The organism is Candidatus Gracilibacteria bacterium, assembly GCA_028687475.1.
Classification (GTDB): Bacteria; Patescibacteriota; Gracilibacteria; order BD1-5; family UBA2023; genus STC-74.
Genome location: JAQUAB010000005.1, coordinates 57,813 through 80,567 on the forward strand (window position 1 = coordinate 57,813; position 22,755 = coordinate 80,567).

The window sequence follows — 22,755 nt, forward strand, 5'->3', positions numbered from 1 at the left end:
TGAGCAGGTTTTCATATACTAAATTGACCTATTTCAGGCTCTTATTTTCCTATTGATTTTATTTTTCATGGCACCAAAAGATCAAAAACCACAAAAAAAACCAACTCCCAAAGTTCCAAAGATTCCAAAACTTCCAAAATGAGCGAATGTGAAAGTCTATGAGATTACTCTTCGTACCTTTCTCTATCCGATTATTGTTGGGTTTGGTATTTTTGCTATCATCTACGGAATTCGTAACTACTCTACAGAGAAAATCACCTACAATGATGATATCGGACTCAATCAGATTACTCAGAACTATAGTTCTGGAGTCTATGAGGAAGTAGTGATTCAAGGCGCGAATATCCAGGCAAAGAAGAAGGCGACAGAAAATGTCGTGAATGGAAAGGTGGTTACGAGTCGCGAAGTAGATCGAACGATACTTCCGGTAAATCTCGAGATTACTGATATTGGTCTCTCGAATCCAGCCAATCCCACCAAGGTGACTATCAAAGAAGAAGGATGGGGTACTGTTCTGGCAGATCTTCTTCCATCACTTCTCGGAACTCTTCTCTTTATCGTATTTCTCTTCTTCATCATGGGTCGTATGGGTGGTGGAGGCATGGGAAGTCCGATGGCGTTCATCAAGAGTCGTGCTCGTATGTATGATCCTGAGATGGATGAGAAAGTGACATTCGAGAATGTTGCTGGTGCAGAAGAAGAGAAAGCAGATCTCGTAGAGATTGTCGACTTCCTCAAGAGTCCACAGAAATACAAAGACCTCGGTGCGAAAATCCCTCGTGGTATCCTGCTCCAGGGGCCTCCAGGAACGGGGAAGACGCTTCTTGCTCGTGCTGTTGCAGGTGAATCTGATGTTCCATTTTTCTCTATCTCTGGTTCTGAGTTCGTCGAGATGTTCGTCGGTGTCGGTGCTGCTCGTGTACGTGACCTCTTCAAGGATGCTCGTGACAATGCTCCATCGATCATCTTCATCGATGAGATCGATGCTATCGGGAAAAAGCGTTCTCCTGGTATCGGTGGTGGACACGATGAACGTGAACAGACATTGAACCAGATCCTCACGGAGATGGACGGATTCGATAACGAGACCAATGTCATCGTCATGGCAGCAACCAATCGTGCTGATGTCCTCGATAAGGCTCTTCTTCGTCCAGGACGATTCGATCGCAAGGTGACCATCAATCTCCCAACTCTCGAAGACCGTCGCAAGATCCTCGACGTCCATGCGAAATGAAAACCATTCGCTGATGATGTGAATCTCGATAAGATCGCAGCTATCACCGTCGGATTCTCTGGTGCTGAGCTCGGGAATCTCCTGAATGAGTCTGCTATCCTCGCTGGTAAGAATAGTGCGAAAAGTATCACTCAAGAGATGATCCAGAAATCTATCGAGAAAGTCGTGATGGGAAATGAGAAAAAATCGCTCCGCATGACCGAACACGAGAAGAAGCTCACTGCTATCCATGAGATCGGACATGCGATCGTCGGCAAGATGCTCGCACACACAGATCCAGTGCACAAGATATCTATCCTTCCTCGTGGTGGCGCTGGTGGCGTCACTTGGTTCCTCCCTGAGAAAGATAGAACCTATACTTCGAAGGCGAAATATCTAGATGAACTCGCGACTCTCTATGGTGGTCGTGTAGCAGAAGAAGTATTCTTCGGTCCTGACTATATCACGACGGGTGCGAGCTCAGATATCGAGCGTGCGACCGAGATTGCTCGTGCGATGGTGATGCGATTCGGTTTCGATAGTGATATCGGGCCAGAGAATCTCGCTCCGGATATGAGTGAAGGCAACTTCCTCGGTGGTCAGACGAATGCGAAGGTCATCTCTGATAAGACACAGGATCTCATCGATTCGAAGGTGCGCAAGCTCCTTCTCGATGCCTATGCTCTCGCGAAGAAGATCATCACTACGAACAAGGCTCTCCACGAGAATCTCGCGAATGCTCTCCTCGAACGTGAAGAGATGCTTCAGGAAGAGTTCGATGCATTCTTCGAAGGAGTGGAAGGTGTTCCACAGAAAGTCGCAATGTAGTCTATTCCCTCACGAAAGTGGGGGATTTTTTGTATTTTCCGTTCAATAGATCTTTTTCTTGATCTATTAGATAAAATTCATACTATAAAAAAGCCAAAATTACATCTTCTATTCTTTTTATATTTAAAGGTAAGTAGGAGGATTTGCAAAATCCTTTCCTCTCTTTCTGTCTTTAAATATAGGAAGAAGTTGTAGTTTTGGCGAACATTAAGGTGAGCGAGTCCTCCTTTTTGTTTGCCAAAACTCACGTATCCCACTCAAAAAGTGGGATCGATCCATTTTTATAGACTGTATGTTTTGGCGTGTTTATACTGTAGCACGCCTTTTTATGTGACAATATTTCAAAGATAACAATTTCGCACTGTATCATGGAGATAGTATTGAAATAATGTCGAAATTTTCAGAAAATACTGTTGATATGATATTTGCTGATCCTCCGTATTTTCTCTCTAATTGATGAATGACGGTTCATGCAGGACGAATGGTAAAAGTTGATAAATGAGATTGGGATAAATCTACTGGAACAGAAGATGATTTCGCTTTCCATATTCGTTGGTTAGAGGAAGCAAAAAGAATATTAAAACCAGATTGAACGATCTGGATATCTTGAACATATCATAGTATATATCAGTGTGGATATGCACTTCAGATTCTTGGTTTTCATATACTTAATGATATATCTTGGTTCAAGCCTAATGCTTCACCAAATCTTTCTTGTAGGTTCTTTACTGCTTCTCATGAGACAATAATATGGGCGAGAAAGAGTAAAAAATGAAAACATTACTTTGATTATAACTCCATGAAAAATGGTGATTGGTCTGGGGATAGCATCAAAAAACCTGGGCTTCAGATGCGATCTGTCTGGTCTGTTCATCCACCGAAGAACTGGGAAAAAGTACACGGTAAGCATCCAACACAAAAGCCAATCGATCTTCTCAAAAGGATCATCATAGCGTCTACAAAGGATCAAGATATTATTCTTGATCCTTTTTCTTGATCTTGAACTACGGGCATTGCTTCAGAGATTATATGAGAAAGGAAATATATATGAATCGATCAAAATAAAGAATATCTCGATCTCACAATTAAACGGTACAAAGATATTAAATCCAACTCCAAATAATTCTATGACTACCCTCAATCATGATGCCTGGGATATTATATTCAATAAACTTCAGATACTTGGATCTGTGGATAAATGTTGATATTATGACATTACTGCAGATGATATAAAAAGAATCTCAAATAGAGAGCCGAGACTCATGACAAAAATTGATTATGAAGAAGTCTTACCTCAGATTATGAAAGAAAATCAACTCTCTATACTTGCTATATCAAATTGAGTATATAGAATCGCTCGTACTAATCCATTTATCAAAATTGCACCGATATCAAGTGTTGAAAATATAAAAAAGATGATGGTCCGTGATGATATATATACTATCGATCCATTTTCTATTAAAACTGAATCACAAATACTTGACCTATGTGGCGTAAACTGAATATTGGATGAGGTATTTTGAGAAAAATCATATTTGACTATCAGATGAAGAATAAGAATTGATTCTGAAATCGGATTCACTCTTAATTCTACAAAGTATAATATCTCATGAGTACAGATAGAAGTTGATGGTGGTTATGAATGAGACTCATCCATTAACCTTGTGGAAGCAAAGATGTGAGGAAGGGGAAATCTTAGCATAAGGCAACTTCTTTATCCTGAATTATTTTGGAAATCTCATGTTGCAAATAAAGAAATACGATCTCATGTATTACTCTATGAACGCAATATTATTAGATTTATACCATTTTATATAGTCTCAAACTGAGAATATATACTTGATAGCAATAATGAAAAGCAGTTTCAATTTATTCGTCCTGATATTGAAGTATTTGAGATATCAAAAGTCCCAATCAAGGAATGATTTCTGAATTATGATGCTCCATTTCCTCAGGCAGATGATTTTGATAAGGTGGTATCTATGTTTATATACATATCCAGTGGATATAATTCAAAAGATGAGCTCTCAAGGGAGTTTGATATTGTGAGTCGTCAGATAGATTACTATTATTCTGTATTGAGTTTTCTTGGTCTCTGTAAGAATGAACGAGGAGATAGCATAACTCTCACTGAAAGATGAGAACAATTGTCTTGATTATCAAAAGATGAACTTCTCATTGAGCTTGCGAAGATTATATTTTCCTCAAAAATATTTCATGATGCCTACAAATATGGAGTTGATTTAGTTGATGAGAAAGATTTTGATAAATGGAGAATTAGTGGAAGTACGATAAAACGAAGACTTCAAACTGTAAATGCATGGATAAGATACTTTAAGGAGATTTTATAGTATTTTGCTAAATTCTGAGAAGTATAACTTTCTTCTCATCATGCACGAACATATGTTTATATTCAAGAAAGTTTAGTCTCCCCATATCCCATGATCTCGGAGAATATCTCTCTGCTTCTGGGTACAGAGGGTTTCCATGACTTCGAGAGGGATAGTCCTGATCTCATCGATAGTTCCTGCTATTTTTAGGAGTTTCTTACGAGTGACCGGTCAGATTCCTGGTATTTCTTCGAGGATATTCTTCTTCATACTTTTCATACGAGCAGATTTATTCGCTCCGATGGAGAATCGATGAGATTCATCTCGTGCCTTCTGGAGCACCATGAGTTCTCCGGTTCATTTCTCGAAGAGGATAGGGTCACGATGTCCAGGGAGGAATATCTCTTCCTCACGCTTTGCTATGGAACAGAGGGGAATAGAGCGATAATCTATGAGTGATGAACGATGAGATATTCAGTTTTCATCCTCTACTTTCTTATCGTTTATCGTTCATAATTTATAGTTGGATATTCCCGCATCTATTCCTGCTATCGCGCTTGAGAGCTGTCACTTGCCTCCGTCGATGATGATGAGGTGTGGGAAGTTATTCATCTCGAGTCACTCGAGAGTTCGTCGCTTCATGACTTCCCGGTGAGATGCGAAGTCGTCGATATCTCCATCCTTCAGGGATTGGATCTTGTATTTCTTGTATCGAGAAGTCTCTGCCTTCCCATTCACGATGACGACACGAGAAGCATAGGTGAAGTGTCCATCGGTATGAGAGATATCATAACATTCGAATATGATTTCTCACTTCTTCGGTGCTGGATATCCGAGTCTTTCAAGTACGTTGACCATATGTTCTCGAGTGAGCGTCTTGTTCTCGAGTGATGAGAGTTCTTTCTTATATGCATACTCTCTCACTTGGTTGAGTGTGAAAAGTATGATTTCATTCTTTGGTCAGATTTTTGGAGCTTCGACCGTGACTTTCTGTGATTTCAGGAATTCTATGAGTGCTTCATCTTCTATCTCATTCTGGCAGAGGAGGAGTTCAGGTGTATCGTCATTATTCCCATCGGTAGTATATTGTCGCAGGAGGAATTGGGTCATGATATCTGACTTCTCGTCAGCTCAGAGTATGACTTCATGTCTGAGAACTCCGATTATCTGACTATTGCGAATTTGAGTGATTCCTATATATGTTTTATCATACTTTTCATACTGCACAAAAACATCCACATTTCATTCGAGAATATCTCGGACTTTCTGTCGTTCGTGGAGTCACTTCAGGGCTTCAAGTGTTTCCTTGATTTTCTGCGCATCTTCGAATTGGAGATTTCGAGATTTCTCTATCATTTCTCATTCGAGTTCTCGGTAGAGTTCATCAGAATCACCACGCAAGAAACTCCGAGCCCGTGCGAGATTGCCGTCATGTTCCTTCATCTTCCCAGATTCGAGGACACAGGGTGCTGGGCAGAGCCCGATATAGTAATCCATACAAGGAATAGTTCTTCCAGCCTTATCTGTTATAAGTATTTTTTCTCCTCTATCACGTGCGAACTTCATCTTGCAATTGCGAATACGAAATATCCGACGGATTGCACGAACAGATTGCTCTACAGCGCTCACATATGGTCCATAATATTCTCCTCCATCGCGGAACTTCTGTCGGGTCTTGATGAGTTCTGGGACAGGAGAGTTCGTGATCTTGATATATGCGAGATTCTTGTCATCCTTCATGAGGATATTGTACTTCGGCGAGAGGTGCTTGATGATATTGGTCTCGAGTACGAGTGCTTCCACTTCCGTCTCACAGATGATGAGCTCGATATCTTCGATTTTTGCGACCATCTGTTTCTTCGCAGCGCTGAGTTCTGTCGTTCGTTCGAAGTAGGATTTTACACGATTCTTCAGATTCTTCGCCTTGCCGACGTACATGACTTTTCCATCCTTGTCCTTCATCTGATAGACTCCTGGTGCAGTCGGCAGACGAGTGAGGATTCATGCGAGATGTTCTGAGAGTGTCTTTTTTGGCATGGGAGACATTTTATTGGAATAGGGAAAATAGGCAAATTTCTCAATATAAGCACCTCATTTTGACAGGTGCTATTTTTTCTATAAAATGTTTCTGTCATTCTCGGAACGAGAATCTCTTTCCATTCTGCTTATATGAGAAATATGAAGTAAATCTTCAAAAGGTGATTTTGAAAGGGATTCCTACGGAGTGACAAAGGAAATAACTCATAAACTCAACCCATGGCTACAAAAGATTACTATGCACTTCTTGGACTCAAAAAGTGAGCTTCTGATGCAGATATCAAGAAAGCATACAAAAAAATGGCGATGCAGTATCATCCTGATCGCAATAAGGGTGACAAAAAAGCAGAAGCCAAATTCAAGGAAATCAATGAGGCGTATCAGGTGCTCGGAGATGCTACGAAGAAAAAGAACTATGATCAGTTCGGGAATGCGGATTTCTCAGGATTCTGATGAGGTGCTGGTGGGAATCCGTTTGGTGGATGATTCTCTTCTGGTGGTGCCCAGGGTTTTGATTTCTGAGATATATTCTCTCAGTTCGGAGGTGCTGGCGGTCGTCGTGGGCAATCTCAGGATCTCGAATTCGATATCTGAGATCTCTTCGGAGGTATGGGTGGTGCCCAGAGCAGATCTCGCAGGAATCCTGAACCAGAGTATCGTGAAGAAGCAAAGAAACCAGATAATCTCGATGTGACCGAGACGGTGGAGATTCCTTTTCTCAATTTTCTTTTCGATACGAGCATCGATGTGAAGACTGTCTATGGGAAACATCTCTCACTCAAGGTAAAAGCGGGCACGAAGCCCTGAACCAAGTTCAAGATATCAGGGAAGTGACGCACGATGGAAGGCAAAATAGGGGATATGTACGTCATCGTCGATGCGAAGATGCCGAAAATGCCACTCGATACTCAGACAGAGAAGATGATTGAGGCGATTCGCTATCAGATATAATCCTTTACTACTCTGGAAAATATGGGAAAGTAAAAATTTCTCTTGATTTTTCGAGAGAAAAGATGATAATCCCAAGCAATCAGAAGAACTATTGCATATTTTTATTTATTTCGTATAAATATTTGCAATAAGTAAAATATTCTGATAGAATACTGCTATGAATAATGTTGTAAAACTTCATTCTCGTCCAGACTCTCCAGAAGGAAGATTTGAGACCGTGATCGATGTACTTCTCAAGAATGGGAATACTCGATTGGTAGAGGTTCTCAAAAAAGAAAAGAAAGAAACGTCTCCTGATATTTTCTCTGAGATTCTGAAAGTTATTGAGCATTATCTCCAGATAATGCGTGGGAATAATTTTCCACGAGCGGTTCGCTCTATTCTTGGTGAAAATCAGATTTCTTCCAAATTGAGTGCTAATGATGACACATTTGGGCAACCAGACGAGAAAGTAGCCTAAATCAAAAATATTTGCAAAACTCCAAAAACTGATACAATAAAAAGGTATCAGTTTTTTTGACTCCGTTCTATCTCTTCATTGTACCAGAGTCATGACCAATGCTCGTCTTCTCACGCTTCTCGAACGTTGTCCATTGTCACAAGAAGATTGTCACAATATTGCAGTGATTTTTGATGCATTGACCCCAGAGCGTCAGTATCATATCCTCGAGAATTGGGACAAATATCTCATCGAGATGATTATGGTGCGCAAGGAGATCGATGCAGCGAATAAAATGCTTCTCGATGAGGCACTTGAGATGATTGATACACTGAAAGATGCTCAGACAGCACATGAAGCAGAAGCTCGCCTTGCGAAATTCAAGAAACAAAAACAGACGCGTATCGAACTCGAATCTGTACAGAAATACCATCAGGCTCAGAAATTCAATCTCATTCGAAGTATCGCACAAATCGAAGACTAAAGTAACTAAAACATATCCATACAAGGACGCAAGAAAAAATTCTTGTGTCTTTTTGCGTCTTGAGTAATACCATGATATACTCGTTTTATATTCCTTGGTCAGAAGGAATGCTTTAACCTCTTGCAAGAGAACCGCTCAAATAATACGGTTTATTTTGCATTGCAATCATTATCTATGACTGAAAATAGTGTGGAAACATCATGAACATGAGCTGTCCCAGAAAAAAAGCAGATATCTGGTAATACTGTCATGATTTCTGCGAACACACCTCTGGATGGATACAAACTCAAGAATTTCTATATCAACAATGCATTCCAGGGTTTTGTATGGATGATATTTCATTTTTCGGTTGTGTTTTTCTTCACATTCCAATTAAAGAGCATCGCCCTCGTTGGTATATTTCTCGGTATTGCAAATGCCTTTGCTTTTTTCATCGATATTCCAGTGGGGATTCTCCAACGATATTTTTCTACGAAACGTCTTTTTATTATAGCGACTATCTCTCAGCTTATAGCAACAGCAATATTTTTTAGTTTTATCTATAATTTCTTCAGTGTTGTGGGAGATATATCGAAGATTGTCGTTCCTGAAGGTTTTGAGTCGGTTATTGCTTGGTTTTTTGGAAATATATTGAACTGGATATTGATTCTTATTGCATCGATTTGTTATGGTCTCACCAAAGAGATCAATGATATCGCGACATATGGATACATTCTCTCACATGCGAGCCCGAGTGAATACGGAAAAATCCTTGCGCGAAATAATATCACATTTGGTATTGGTACTCTCTCAGGATTGATTGTTTCCTGAGCGATTTTGTCGATTAATCCGACTTTCGCTGTCCTGTCTCTGGGGGTGGTTATCATTGCACTGTTCTTTTTTACGTCTCATTTTTTCGATAATGCGAATGAGACTATCGAACTCAGTGATATTAGTTCTTTCACTATTGCTGTATCGAAACTCAATAAGGAAAATATTCGAGAATACGTCAGTGAGAAGATTTCTGCGGTTGATCTTCCGAAGGTACTTCAGAACACGAAATATATTTTTCTGAAACCGAGAGAAAAACAAATATCGTCTTTTAGTTGGTCGCAATTATTTATAGATACACGAAATTCAGCACAGATTATTCGCAAAATCATGTTCCATGTTCCGATGTATATGGTTATATATTGGACTATGACTTTGGTGTTGATTTTTGGATTCTGGGATACATTTGCTTCTACGTTTCTCATCGACTTTCTCAATAATGTGAAGCCTGGTTGGAGTTATATTTTGCTCGCATGTATTGCAGTTCCAGCTCTCGCACTACAAGAAACGATGGTGAGAATCGCAGAGAAAGTCGGGATAAAGACCGTCGCAATGGTAGGACTCGGACTCTCTGGAATATCACTTATCGTCATGGGGATAATTGGCAATGCTGGTCCAGTTGCAGTGCTTTCTTGTGCCTTTGTGAATAGTCTCTGATATGCTTGTGGTATGGCACTCGGACAGAATGGATTTCTTGATCATTATAACAAGGTATATGCAGAAACTATGGGACTGCAAGAAATAGATTCCAATGCTTCGGCATGACCAATGAAAATCCTCCAGAATGCCGCCAATGTTATCGGACTAGTTTTCGGATGATTTATTCTCGAAGTGCTCGGTTATCAAGGATTCTTTATTCTTTTTGGTATTGGTATTCTAGCGATACTTGGATGGAGTATCCAGAAAAAAGATGAGATCGATATCTAGTACAGAGTTCTAATTCCATTCAAGCGTTACAGATCGATTTCTAATAATCTCCACCTCGAGTTCGCGGAGGAGATTCATGATGTTTTTTCCTTTCAGGATGATTTTTTGTGACCAGACATCATGCGTCTTGTTCCAGATATCTTTGTCGAATGCGAGAAATACAGAATCATCTTTCATAATCTCAATTTTGTTCACGAGTTTTGCGACAATATCTTGTACTTTCGTTTTCGATGGATCATGAATACGGAGCGTGACGAAGTTGGTGTATGGTGGGTAATTGAAGTTCTTGCGTTCCGTACTCATATAGGAGAGAAAATCTTTATAATTTCCTTCCATACAAATATCGAGCAGAGTATGTTTCTCGAGTTCCGTTTGGATGATGATATTTTTTCCTGATTTTTTCGCATAATCGAAAACATGGAACAGTTTTTCTTCCATCTGGTATTCGGGTATGGTGAGGTCAGATTCAAAAAGTGCAAATACGACGTATTCTATTTCGGGATTCTGAATAATACCAATCGCAGAATAGGTCGAGAGGATAATATTGCTTTCCTCGATGAGGGAGAAAATATTTTTCCGTTCTTTCTTGTTATCCGAATCAATACGTGAAAGAGTGATATCTGGAAAGAGTTTCTGAATATCCGTCTCAAGACGTTGGATACCAATACCAATCGCATCGAATCCATATCATGAACATTTCGGACATTCGTGCGGAATGACGGATACATAGTTGCACTGATGACATATGAGTCTCTTCGTTGGTGATGTGTGATATGCGAGGGCAATATCACAATAAGGACACATGATGATGTGTGAGCAATCACGACAAATCCAGGCTCTTCCAGAACCGCGTCGATTATGGAAAATAAGTATCTTTTTCCCGCGTTCATTCACATCTCGGATTATCTCATGAAGTTCGTGAGATATCAGTGGAGCCTGGAGAAAGGTATTTCTCAGAGAAACTCGTGTGATGATATTATCAGAGCTCATCTTCTATAAATTTTACAAATCCTCGAACGTTCTCATGATTGTGGTAGATAGAAGCATATCGGAGAAATGCGACTTCATCGAGGTCACGGAGCTTGCGGAGTATATCACGTCCAATTCGTTTCGAAGTGATTCATTGCTTGTTCTGTGCCCACTCATTCTCGAGTGCATTGATGACATTATCGATTTTCTCAGGATTGTATTCTCGTTTTACGAGTGCTTTCATCATAGAATTCACGACTTTTGCGCGGTCGTATGGTTCACTCTCTCCTGATGATTTTGTCACCATGAATGAGACGAATTCGAGACGTTCGAAAGTGGTGAATCGGGCACCACACTTCTCACATTCTCGACGTCTACGGATTGCCTTTCCATCTTCGGTTGTACGTGAGTCGATCACCTTTGTATCAAGATTCTTACATTTCGGACATTTCATACTGAGAGAAAATAAGGGATAAGATAGGGAAACTGATGCAGGGAAAATTATTCTGTAATCTGAACTTTTTCGTACTTCGTATATGCATGGACTTCTGGACGATACATGAAGTAGGAAGTTGCAGGAGGAAGGAGGTAATTTCATACTGTATTCGGACGAACATAGTATGTGTATATCCGCTCATTACCATATCCATAATCAACATGCGTAAGCATGCGGTCATCTCGTGATTCGGTATAGTTCCACCAGTCACTCGAATTCGAATGTGTCATGGCACTTTCCGTTTTGAAGTTCGAATTGATCGGTCTCCAACCAGCAGGATAAAAATCTTCTATCGTGAGATTGTACCAAGAATTGTACTGATTCGTATTTCCAGGAATAGTCGATTTGAGAGTAACTCGATAGAGTTTTCATTTCTGGAATGTTCCATTTTTCACTGGAGTTGCCGAGACAAATGTTCCATCTTTTTCTATACCTTTCGATTCATCAATAAGTTCGAACGTTCGAGAAATACTCATACCGAGAGCGCTTTTTGCTGGCATATCGAGAATACTCTTGGTTCGATCACGAGTCGTGATAGTGATATAGAGAGGAAGTTTACTCTCATCTCGTTTCAGTGTCAGTGTAGAACCAATTTTCTCACGAGTGGTATCGATTTGCATTATTGGATGTTCAGGGGTGAGAGTTGCATCAGCGATAATAGCATCACCACGAAGTGCCATAGCATGTTTCTTCGAGATAGCATTAGAAGCCTTATTCGCTTGTTTCACGAGCGCTCGGAATATCTGGATTTTCGCTTGCGTCGAGACATAGTATGATGTGAGATCAGCATCACGCACAATCCTGTCGATGAGTGCTAATGCTTTCACATCATCACCACGGTCGATAAGAAGTTGTGCATAGATTCACTCGTCAGCGTTTTTATCCCAATACCAATAATCATTCGTCGATCCTGTTGCGAACATGAGATTATCGAGCTTCATCGCTATCTCTGGGGAATAAATAGTGAGAACATGGGCGGCATAGGCATATGCGAGATATCCATGTCGAGAAAGCTTACTCGTATTGATAGTTTTCCAGTTTTCGAGTGCTTCTGGTGTACGACCAAGAAGTGCAAGAGTCCACACGGCTTCCGCAAAACTATTCTCATCTTCTCGATAGGTAGAGAGATTGTTGATGATATAGTTGGCGCCATTTTCGAGCGTTTCATCAGGAACTTTTTGTCCGAGATTTTTGAATGTCACGAGAGATCTCAGAACATATGGTGTAATATGACTTTCTGCTTCATTCTCTCACTCCCAGTATACCCAACCGCCACTATAGTGTTGCATGCGAAGGATTTTCGCAAGTCCGTTTTTGACGTTCTCTGTGGCCTGTGCACGATCGATATTGATACCCAGAGAATCAGAAAATGCGAGAGCAAGGGCATTTGGCAGAGTAGAACCAATCGTTTGCTCGATGCAACCGTATGGATATTGTACGAGAGACTTTATGGCTTCAGAGAGCTGGGTGGCATAGGATGGAGAAATACTGATGGAGACCTTGGAACTTGCGAAATCAGTGCCAGAATCCGTTTTCGGTAAGCTGTATGAGAGGGAAGTTCCTGTAAAGAGAAGAATAGCGCGAGACGTGCTTTCTATCTCAGGAATTGGTGCAAATCGAAATGAGCTGGTATAGCTATCAAGAAGTGTCTCTTTTTCTCGGAGTTCTATCGTATATGGAACATCTCCTGACCATCATCCTTGTGCTGAGAAGGGGAAATCTCGAGAAATGGATGTATTTGGATTCAGTGTTACTTCGAGATTTTTCCGGATAACACTTGATCCAGTTCCGATGATAGCAGTGAGAGTGGCTCCAGTGATTTTCTTCGTAGAATTGAAGACGCTGGCGGTGATGGTACTCGAATCACTCGGACGAAGAATCATCGGTGCATGTGTCTCGATCACATAGTCTTTGCGAACCTGAATGGTTTTCTCACTCACCGCAAAATGTGCATCCTTGGTATTGGCGATGGCGATGATACGATAATCGGTCACATTATCTGGAAGCTCGAATCGGACACTGGCTTTTCCAGAAGCATTCGTACGAACACTTGGATTATAGTAGGCAGTATTTTTAAAGAGGGAACGCGATGCTATCTCATTTCCTGCTCCACCCTTATCTCCACTTCCTCCGTTGGATCATTTTCTCGAGAGCCAATGATTGCGCTCAATACCAATAAATGAAAGCGCTGTCTTCATGGTGAATGGGTATTTCTGATAGAATTTCGGGAGAATATCGAGATCGATATTTCCGAGAAGGCGAATAAGGCTCTCGTCGACGACCATGACGGCGACTTCTCATTGGAGTGGATTTCCAGAACGATCAGTGAGTGTCATATCGAGATTGACCGTCTCGCGATTCTTATAGGTTTCTTTATCAGGATTGAGTGTGAGATTTCCTTTTTTCTCGGTATAATCTGATACGATTTCTCCATAACCAACAGCGTAGCTGCGGTTCGATTCTGGAGAAGATGGATTCAATGCGACAACTCCAATGTATGCATTCGGAATCATGGTATCATCGACTCTGTATTCTCGTGTGAAAGTGTTGCCTGAGAGAGTGAAATATTCATGGTTGATAACCCCTCACTTTTCTACGGTCATAAGAATATGTGAACCTGTGAAGGGAACTGTTACAAGGACTCGCGCGGTTTCTCCTGGTTTGTAGACGGTTTTTTCTGGAATGACTCGCAGTGCTGAACCCTTCATGTTCGTCATATCTCCAGCTACATAGAATGTTGTCTCTGAAACGGCAGAATCAGGAACTGTGGCTCATGAGAGCGCTATCGGTGAGACGCGGAAAAGATATTCTCATGATGGATATGCGATGAGTTTTTTCGTGAATGTATCACTGCTCACTGCACCACTGGCGATGACTCGGTCAGCACTGGTGGTGACATTGATTTTTCCAGCACGGATATCGTCAACAGGAGTTTCCCTATACTCACGATAGACGATTTCATATGTATATTTTCCTGTGAGACTCGCATCCCAAGAACCATATTCTGGCTTCAGGTTTCACTGAAGTTCTTCTCCATTTTGGAGGATTTTTTTCTTCGGTGTGAATGTGAGGGGATTATTGGGAGAAAATGATTTGTATTCTGCAGGAAGTTTGACAACCAGTGTACTTGGTGTGGTAACTTCTTCTCCAGAAAGAGGATCTTTGACGATGATTTCTGCTGTGTACTGATAGTCACTATAGAATGAAGTATAATCAACTGGCACACTGAATACACCATATCCATCCTGATCTATCATGCCCGTTCATTCGGTGTAGTATTCGAGAGAAGGTTCATAATAACATCCCCAGAAACAGTCCGTCCAATAATCATCCGCGTAGTATTCACTTCGATAGATTCGATATGTGAATGGTGTGTTCTTCATTTCAGTACCATTGTAGTATTTTGCTTTCACTACGCCTTCGAGTGCGAATTTCCCTTCATACATATCAGTATACCAAGGATTGTTCGGATCAGTATTTACTTTCTTACGAAGATTTTTGATGCTTCCATTTTCGATATCAGGACTTCTGAGTTCTACGTTTGCGGTGAAGGTTGGATTCTTGAAGACTTCCACTTGGAAGTTTGCCCAACCATTTTGTACGTATTCTGTCTGATCGAGAGTCGCAAGGGAAATAGTATACATTCCGAGCGTTGCATCTTTTCCGAGATTGAGATCGGCACTGATGGTACCGAATTCATTTGGCTTCAGGGCAAGTCTACTTATTTCTTTTCCCATACTATCTGAGACTATAACATTGAATGAGACGTCTCCAGGAACCTTGAGTGCAGTGCTATTTTCTCGGATAATTCCATGGATATGTACGGTCTCGCCAGGAAGATAGAGTTTTCTTTCAGTATGGAGATATGCAGTGTATTTTGATCGAGTCTCATAGGAGTAGTCGGATTCTTTCATTCCGAAATTGTAGCCAGTGATTCCATCATTCCACGTACTGACGAGGTATCAGAGATGATTGTTACTATCTTTCGATTGCACCAGAAAGCTCTCATATCGTCCCTCGTATTCCCACCAACTCTCGAATGAGAGACTATATGGACTCGATTCATATCTATCGAGTCAAGAGAGACTACTCAGAGACACATCGAGAAAACCTTCACTATTCGTGCGTCCGAGCACAACCCCCGTCGCGAATGCCTGGGAAGTGAGAGGAATATATTCGCGAGTTGTCTCATTGGTATTCTGATTCCACTGTTCATGATATGTGCGAGTTACATTTCTCATGACGGTTATTTCTTGATTGGCAACTGGCTCTCCCGTCTTGATATCTGTCACGAGAAACATCATCTTGCCACTCGCATCAACCTTCATCGTGATATGGCTATCCATAACGGTAAAAACAAGTGGTTTTACCGGCTTCTGGAATCCATTGATATCGTCTCGATTGGTGAATGCAAGAATATACATACCCGGATCGAATTTTCCTCAGGCGACTATTTCTCTGACATCAAATGTTGACATGTATCCTGTAGACGTGAGGTTGACATCTTTCTTGACACAACCATATGCATCACTTCCATGAAGCGTGCTATATACCGCATCGAGTGAAGAACCAGTTAAACTATCGGCAAGTATGCGTTCCATACGAGCGTATGATTCGAGTGGAAGATGACACAGTTTGACACTGTAGGCATTCTTTGGAGCCTTGAGAGCATAGAGCTTCGTTGGTATTGCTTCATTCGGACTATAGTAGGTGCGATTGTCAGGGAATTTCAGAGAAAGAAATGGTTCTTGTTTCGGAGTGATGGTGTATTGTAGATCTATACTTCTTCCATAGATATCTGTGAGATTTGTGAGAGAGAAAGTCACTTCTTTTCCCTCTGCAAGCGGAAGTGTGAGAATTGCATGATCTGGAGTGAGAACAAGATTATCTGGAGTGACAGCAATATCAGGACTGATATTGAGACTTTTGAGAAATGCGATTTTCGCATTGGAACGATTCGCGATATATGCAGGACTGTAGAGTGATCCAGTATCTTCATAGATTGGATAGGAGAAATCGAATTCTATCCGACTCTGCATATCGTATTCTGGCGAGAGAACTTCCAGGGTTGATCCTGTTGCTACGAAAGCATCGAGATTTCTGTCTTCGAGCACACGATATACCCCATTCACTCCACCGATAAGACAGACATGAGATTTTGAGGTATCATAATCAAACTGCACATTCATGTTCATGATCTGCCCGTTCTTGGTCAGAGGTTTTGTTGTCGTCGGGAATATCGGAGAAAATTCTTGCCAAGAAGATGAGAGATTACAGGCAACATTTTTGTCGTAGTTCACGAAGTAGCGAATATGCTCTGGAGTGTACTTGTCGAATCCGAACATAGAAATCGCATAGGTACGGTCGCGCGGTGTACCAACAGGTGTGATATTGAGTGATCTTGGATATTCGAGTGGAGTGAGTGTGATATCTCGCGGGAGTCGATAACGAGTTGTTTTCTTCTCATTATATGTATCCGAATTGAGTGTGATGGATTGTCATTTCTCGAGACCAGGATAAAAAACCTGTATATGTTCACCAGAAATAGTCACAGAATATTCTCCCGAAATTGATGGATTATCTATGAGAGCAGATGTACCAAATTGAAGTGATTCTCGGATCGCTTTCTCATCGATGATTGGTCCTCCCGTGAGATTGACGATGAACTTTGGTCGCGCAACAACGAGATCGAGCGTGTCACCTTTTTGCTCATCTGATCCGAGAAATGGATAGGTGAGCGTCTCGGCACCAAGGACGTAAGCATAATAACCGAGCGCGACGACTCAGATAAGTGCGAGAAGAAGGAGGAAAATACGACTCAGTGTGCGCATAGGTGAAAAGATGATTGAAATACGCTTAAACTTTCCTGATTATAGTGTTTTGGTACGCCTTTGCAACACAAAATAGTGGATTTCTCTAGACTTTTCCGAGCGCTTTGGATTGCAGAAAATCGAAAAATAACTAATATCCATCTATGTCTGAAAATATTGATTTTTCATTCCCTTGGGAAACCCTCATTTCTTGGTACGAAAAAAATGGTCGTCATCATCTTCCTTGGCGGGATTATTCTGTTGCATGAAATATATGAGGAATATCTTCCGAACATCTGCTCTATAGGGTTTGGCTCTCAGAGATATTTCTCCAGCAGACACAAGTGGATCGAGTGATTGGGTATTTTCAGAGAGTTCTCGAACGGTATCCGGATATGGAGTCTCTTGCTCATTCTGATTATGATGAATTCTTTCCGTATTATCAGGGAATGGGATACTATTCTCGTGCGAGAAATATTCTCAAAACCGCGAAAAAAATTGTAGATGAAAATGCAGGTATTTTTCCAAGAGATATAGCTCATCTCAAAAAACTCCCAGGAATCGGAGAATATACAGCACGCGCGATTCTCGCATTTGGGCTGGGTGAACCGTATCTTGCATGGGATACGAATCTGGAGAAAGTATTTTCTCGGTATTACCATGGGAGAAAGGATCAGAAGCTCTCACTCGAAGAGAAAGAAAAAATAGAAGAGAATTTTCGAGATTTTATCGCAAAGAAAAACGGAATAGCTGATCGAATACAGACAGTCCGTGCTCTCAATAATGCACTTATGGATTTCTCTTCTGGGATGGATCTGAAGAATCCCCAGAATATAGATTGGGAGAATTATCCGATACGGTCAGGGGTATTCTATAATACTCAGTGATCACTAGAACCACAGGAAATAAAAGCTACAAAAACATTTCCTATTCCTGATGCTCGTGTGGTATTGATTCTTCATCGGGATCACCAGGTATATTTCTCAGAGAAATGAGGTGAAAAATATACTCCATTTTTTCTCCCACCCGCACTTCATCGTGATATTCGTCAGTATGTCCAAGAACAATTCCGAGAACGTTATAGTGTCGAACTTTCCGTCCGTCCGATTCATCGGAAATGGCTTTCAGATGAGGGAATTCCTTATATCATGATGAATGCTCAGATTCAAGTATGATTTCATTCCCAATTCCAAGAGTTCTCTAAAATAGAAGCAAAAAAAGTGCTTCATGAACTCGGATTCGTATAGCTCTTTTCAAAATTCAATTATGTATATTCTTGCTTTCGAAACATCCTGTGACGATACTTCTCCGCAGATTGAGACACTTCGAGTTTATGAAATACTATAATTTTACTTTTTTGATTATTTAGTTAAATTAGAGATTATGAAATACCATGAAAATACATTTAATAGAAGTATCTTTACTCAGATATTATCATGAGAAGTAGTAGGTGTTATCTTATTAACTACAGAACGTTTCTTTGTAATACTGACAAATAAACCTGCAAGACCTGGACATACTCTCATTATTCCAAGACGATGTTGAGTTCAATATAGTCAATTTAGTAGAGAGGAGCTATCTGAATTTGGATTAGTAAAACAATTGGTGATTCGAGCATTAGAAGAAGCATATAAAATTGATGATACACTCAAGATCGGTGAACACGTGTCATGATTTGAAATACGAAATCATTATCATATGCATCTCATTCCTGCTGAGAAATGAGAACAAGTAAGCTTGCAATGAACCAGAGAAGTTTCTCTGGATGAAAGAATGAGTGAATGATCTAAGATTATTCCTATTCTTAAAAGAATATCTTGAGAGTATCCTGAATTACAATGTTCTTTTAAATAATTCCTATTTTGTATATTCTTGCTTTCGAAACATCCTGTGACGATACTTCTGTCGCGATTCTCCGGGATCGTGAATGTATTGCCATGTCGACTCGAACCCAACTCGAACATGATGTCACTGGTGGTGTTGTTCCGGAGGTTGCTGCTCGTAGTCATGCGAATGCGATTTTTCCTTGCATTGAGGATGTTCTGACTGAGACAGGACTCCATCTCGAAGATATGGATTATATCGCTTGTACTCGCGAACCATGACTTCTTCCATCGCTTCTGACAGGAATGACGGTTGCCAAAACACTCGCATTGTCACTCGAGAAACCACTTATCTGGGTGAATCATATCGAAGCACATATGTTCGCGAATTTTCTCGAGCGCGAAACGGATGATATTCATTTCCCGAACGTGACTTTGACCGTTTCCGGATGACATACAGAGATTTACCTCTGGAGAAGTATAGATGAATTCGAACTGATTGGTCAGACTCGTGATGATGCAGCGGGGGAATGTTTCGATAAGATTGCAAAAATGATGGGGCTTGGTTTTCCTGGCGGTGCAAAAATCGCGAAACTTTCCGAAGCATTCGATATTCGTGCGTCAGAATCGGAGAAAAATCAGGCAAAGACTCTTTTTCCACGTTCCTATCTGGAGAAAGATTCTTTTGACTTTTCTTTCTCTGGAATGAAATCCGCCGTGAAACGATATATTGACACCCTTGGAAAAATTACGGAAAGTGATATGGAGATGATTGCGTATGCATCCGAGCAAGCGATAACCATGATTCTTTCAGATAAAATTATTGCTGCAGCAGAAAAATATAATATTTCATTTCTCTGCCTTGCTGGTGGAGTGAGTGCGAATACAAGATTGCGAGATATGATTTCCCGAAAGGCCCAGGAGAAATGATATGCCTTCATTGCACCGAAGAAAAATCTCTATTCCATGGATAATGCGGCCATGGTCTGAATTCGAGCATATTACACCATAAAAAATACTTAGAAATCCAAAATAGCACTTTTCTAATACTGAAGCTCTTTGTTTGTCAAAGAGATTTCTTTTTTTTCGTTGATTTTATCAGCATTTCTCCTAAAATTCTTTCGTATTTATTCTTTATATTTTTCTTATGACACCAGCAAAAAAAGTTCATACAGATGAAGTTTCTCGAATATCCAATTCTCAAAATGGATGAATCAGTAATGTTCTCATACTCAGTGTTCTCGTTATTTCTATTGCGCTCAATGCTATAGCAGTATATCTTCTTATGGGATATACATTTTCATTTTCTTCGACGAGTGATACTCTCGGCATGAAACGCGCGGTTCTCGAAGTAGAATACGACAAAGTAGGAGGAAAAGAGAACTATGATATGCTCACTCAAGCACAACTTATCCAGTTCAAACAAACACTTCCTCAGCTCAAGGAATATCTCAAATCACAGGGTGGAGATATCGGCGGCTCTACAGGAACGAATACTACTACCACTGTTGATCTATCAAAAACTCTTGATGCTACAAAGATAGCAAAAATCGCAGAAAATGCTGCTATCGAAGGAGATGTGAATGCGGATATTACAGTCATCGAATATTCTGATATGGAATGTCCGTACTGTCTCAAACAATATCATACTACAAAACTCAAAGAAAAACTTCTTGCTCAATATGGTTCAGGAGTGAATTTCGTCTTCAAAAATAGTCGTGGGGTGAATCATCCAGGTACTGAAGCGAAGGCTATTGGTGCCCTCTGTGCTCAGAAAGTTGGTGGCGATCTCGCGTATATCCAGTACTACAATGCTATTCTCGCAGGATCTCCAGATGGGAATAATGTCTATGCAGTATCGAAGCTCGCAGACCTTGCAAAATCACTCAAGATTGATACAAAAAAATGGCAAACATGTTATGATAATAAAGAAACTCAAGATATATTCGCGGCTCAGACAGCTGAAGCAAGCTCATTCTCTCTCGATGGTACACCTGGAACTCTCATCATCAACAGAAAAACAGGGAAATATGACACTGTTGCTGGAGCGTATCCATATGAGACGTTTACACAGAAGATTGATGAACTGATGAAGTAATTTTTCTTCCCAAATAAAAACCTCCAATTGGAGGTTTTTATTTTCTCTGCCAGTCTTTCGGAAACCGATTCGAGATCATATCTTCTTTTCTCTTCTCGAGTCCGATGGGGACTCCTTCGTATTCGATGAGAACATAGTCATCTTCTCCATCACTTTCGAGAGGATTTCCTCGGAGATACATATCGAGTTCGACCTCATCTTGGAGTGTATATTTCTCAGTGTTTGAAGTGTCGAGAAATGGAAATGCCCAGATATTCGGTTCATATTTCCCATTCACGATATTCCCGATATATTCCCCGTAGCGCATAGGGAATATCTTCTCACGGAGTGGTTCTCCGACTTTTGCATTCGCGACAGCGAGGACTTTCCCTTCATGTTCATAAAGAGTGATTCATTCTATTTCTTTCCATTCACCGAGTCGTCCATGGAATCGTCCGAGCGCAGTGTTTGAGGTTTTGAATGAGGATTTCTTTTCAGTTTTCCATGAGTTATCTACTTCGCTTTCTTTTCTCTCAAGGGAAGCGATTTTTTGTATCTTGGTTACGAAGAATCCGCCAGTTTTATCGATGTGTGGCCAGTATTTTTTCTGAAAGAGTATTTCGAAGGCTCCTGGATATTTCTCCATCATGGCATTCACGACTCATTCGTTCTCTAGGAGATTGAGTGCACAGGTGGAATATATCATCTCACCACCCACCTTCAGTGCATGGAGTGCCGCATCAAGGAGTCGTTCCTGAAGTCTTGCAATTTGCTTGATATTCTTCAGATGCCAGTGTTTTACAGCATCAGTACACTTGTAGAGGGTTCATTCGCCGCTACATGGTGCATCGAGAAGAATTCGGTCGAAAGTCTCAGGGAAATTTTTCCAGTATTGTCCAGGATAGAGGGTAATGGCTACATTCGGCGTGTGCATGCGCTCAAGGTTCTGGAGCAGTTGAGGAATACGTTCGCGCGTCGGTTCGTTTGCGATAATGAATGAGTTCGGGAAATATTCTGCAAGTTGAGTGGTTTTTCCACCAGGACTGGAGGCCAAATCTAAGATGAGGAAATTCTTTTCTTGAATTGTATGATCCGCAAGAATATCAACGGGTTGGGCAGCTGCAAGTTCCTGGATATAGAAATTCCCGACCAAGTGATCGAGAGAAAAACCGATACGTCGCTCGAGCGGGTCGAAGTCTTCTCTGCGATCCAGAGAAAATACATTGAAAACATTCGTCGGATGAAGAATCCAACCATCTTTTTCGAGACGAATTTTCACTTCCTCTATCATATCGGGCTTGATACGAATCGTTCGAGGAATCGAGAGTTCGATGGATGCGAGGAATTCCTGGAGTTCTTCAGGTTTCTCTGAGAAAAAGTTCTCACGGAAGTAGTCGACGAAGCGGGGATTGATCATAAGAATAGAAATTATTGTCATTTCGACTGGAGTGTAGTGGAATGGAGAAATCTTGTTCCTGTCATTCCTGACTTGTTCAGGAATCTAGTATTTCTTATACAGAACGTACTTTTGTAACCAAAAGTACCAAAAGTTCTTGAGCTT

15 protein-coding genes and 1 pseudogene are annotated in these 22,755 nt (G+C 40.8%); 11 read left to right on the forward strand and 5 right to left on the reverse strand.

The window, feature by feature from the left end:
• Positions 1-67 precede the first annotated feature (67 nt).
• The 3 genes from ftsH to PHY14_05040 all read left to right on the forward strand — a co-directional run bounded on the left by ftsH (position 68) and on the right by PHY14_05040 (position 4,392).
• Complete coding sequence (gene ftsH / locus PHY14_05030; protein ID MDD2694247.1) at positions 68-2,041, forward strand: ATP-dependent zinc metalloprotease FtsH; 1,974 nt, start codon at positions 68-70, stop codon at positions 2,039-2,041.
• Between the two features lie 328 nt (positions 2,042-2,369).
• Complete coding sequence (locus tag PHY14_05035) at positions 2,370-3,164, forward strand: site-specific DNA-methyltransferase (protein ID MDD2694248.1); 795 nt, start codon at positions 2,370-2,372, stop codon at positions 3,162-3,164.
• A 4-nt stretch (positions 3,165-3,168) separates the two neighbouring features.
• On the forward strand, positions 3,169-4,392 hold the full coding sequence (locus PHY14_05040; protein ID MDD2694249.1) for a hypothetical protein: 1,224 nt from the start codon (positions 3,169-3,171) through the stop codon (positions 4,390-4,392).
• A gap of 72 nt (positions 4,393-4,464) precedes the next feature.
• Here the strand turns inward: PHY14_05040 and uvrC are convergent, their stop codons facing one another.
• Positions 4,465-6,408: an excinuclease ABC subunit UvrC gene (gene uvrC / locus PHY14_05045; GenBank protein ID MDD2694250.1), complete on the reverse strand. Its 1,944-nt coding sequence runs from the start codon at positions 6,406-6,408 to the stop codon at positions 4,465-4,467.
• 219 nt (positions 6,409-6,627) lie between these two features.
• On the opposite strand from uvrC, the pseudogene PHY14_05050 reads away from it, so the two are divergent.
• The 4 genes and pseudogenes from PHY14_05050 to PHY14_05065 all read left to right on the forward strand — a co-directional run bounded on the left by PHY14_05050 (position 6,628) and on the right by PHY14_05065 (position 10,019).
• Positions 6,628-6,936 (forward strand): annotated as a pseudogene (locus PHY14_05050) (DnaJ domain-containing protein).
• Between the two features lie 580 nt (positions 6,937-7,516).
• Positions 7,517-7,819 carry a hypothetical protein gene (locus tag PHY14_05055; GenBank protein MDD2694251.1) on the forward strand — a complete coding sequence of 101 codons (303 nt, stop codon included), beginning with the start codon at positions 7,517-7,519 and terminating at the stop codon, positions 7,817-7,819.
• A gap of 91 nt (positions 7,820-7,910) precedes the next feature.
• The gene (locus PHY14_05060; protein MDD2694252.1) at positions 7,911-8,282 is read left to right on the forward strand and encodes a hypothetical protein; all 372 of its coding nucleotides are present in this window, start codon (positions 7,911-7,913) and stop codon (positions 8,280-8,282) included.
• 174 nt (positions 8,283-8,456) lie between these two features.
• Entirely contained in the window at positions 8,457-10,019 is a 1,563-nt protein-coding gene (locus PHY14_05065) for a hypothetical protein (GenBank protein ID MDD2694253.1), read from the forward strand.
• 9 nt (positions 10,020-10,028) lie between these two features.
• Here the strand turns inward: PHY14_05065 and PHY14_05070 are convergent, their stop codons facing one another.
• The 3 genes from PHY14_05070 to PHY14_05080 are packed head-to-tail and all read right to left on the reverse strand — an operon-like array spanning position 10,029 to position 17,315.
• Positions 10,029-11,009, reverse strand: coding sequence for a hypothetical protein (locus PHY14_05070; GenBank protein MDD2694254.1), 981 nt, complete (start codon positions 11,007-11,009; stop codon positions 10,029-10,031).
• A complete protein-coding gene (gene nrdR / locus PHY14_05075) occupies positions 10,996-11,442 on the reverse strand; it encodes a transcriptional regulator NrdR (GenBank protein ID MDD2694255.1) in 447 nt (148 codons plus the stop codon). The genes PHY14_05070 and nrdR overlap by 14 nt, the downstream gene beginning before the upstream one ends.
• 47 nt (positions 11,443-11,489) lie before the next feature.
• Positions 11,490-17,315: an MG2 domain-containing protein gene (locus PHY14_05080; GenBank protein MDD2694256.1), complete on the reverse strand. Its 5,826-nt coding sequence runs from the start codon at positions 17,313-17,315 to the stop codon at positions 11,490-11,492.
• Between the two features lie 143 nt (positions 17,316-17,458).
• On the opposite strand from PHY14_05080, the gene PHY14_05085 reads away from it, so the two are divergent.
• From PHY14_05085 to PHY14_05100, 4 genes are all read left to right on the forward strand, one after another.
• On the forward strand, positions 17,459-18,541 hold the full coding sequence (locus PHY14_05085; protein ID MDD2694257.1) for a hypothetical protein: 1,083 nt from the start codon (positions 17,459-17,461) through the stop codon (positions 18,539-18,541).
• Between the two features lie 136 nt (positions 18,542-18,677).
• On the forward strand, positions 18,678-19,148 hold the full coding sequence (locus PHY14_05090; GenBank protein ID MDD2694258.1) for an HIT family protein: 471 nt from the start codon (positions 18,678-18,680) through the stop codon (positions 19,146-19,148).
• 8 nt (positions 19,149-19,156) lie between these two features.
• Complete coding sequence (gene tsaD / locus PHY14_05095) at positions 19,157-20,140, forward strand: tRNA (adenosine(37)-N6)-threonylcarbamoyltransferase complex transferase subunit TsaD (protein ID MDD2694259.1); 984 nt, start codon at positions 19,157-19,159, stop codon at positions 20,138-20,140.
• Between the two features lie 124 nt (positions 20,141-20,264).
• Positions 20,265-21,215, forward strand: a complete 951-nt coding sequence (locus PHY14_05100) for a thioredoxin domain-containing protein (protein MDD2694260.1) — start codon at positions 20,265-20,267, stop codon at positions 21,213-21,215.
• Positions 21,216-21,252: 37 nt separating this feature from the next.
• Here PHY14_05100 and PHY14_05105 read toward each other — a convergent pair whose 3' ends face one another.
• Positions 21,253-22,611, reverse strand: coding sequence for a hypothetical protein (locus tag PHY14_05105; GenBank protein ID MDD2694261.1), 1,359 nt, complete (start codon positions 22,609-22,611; stop codon positions 21,253-21,255).
• Positions 22,612-22,755 lie beyond the last annotated feature (144 nt).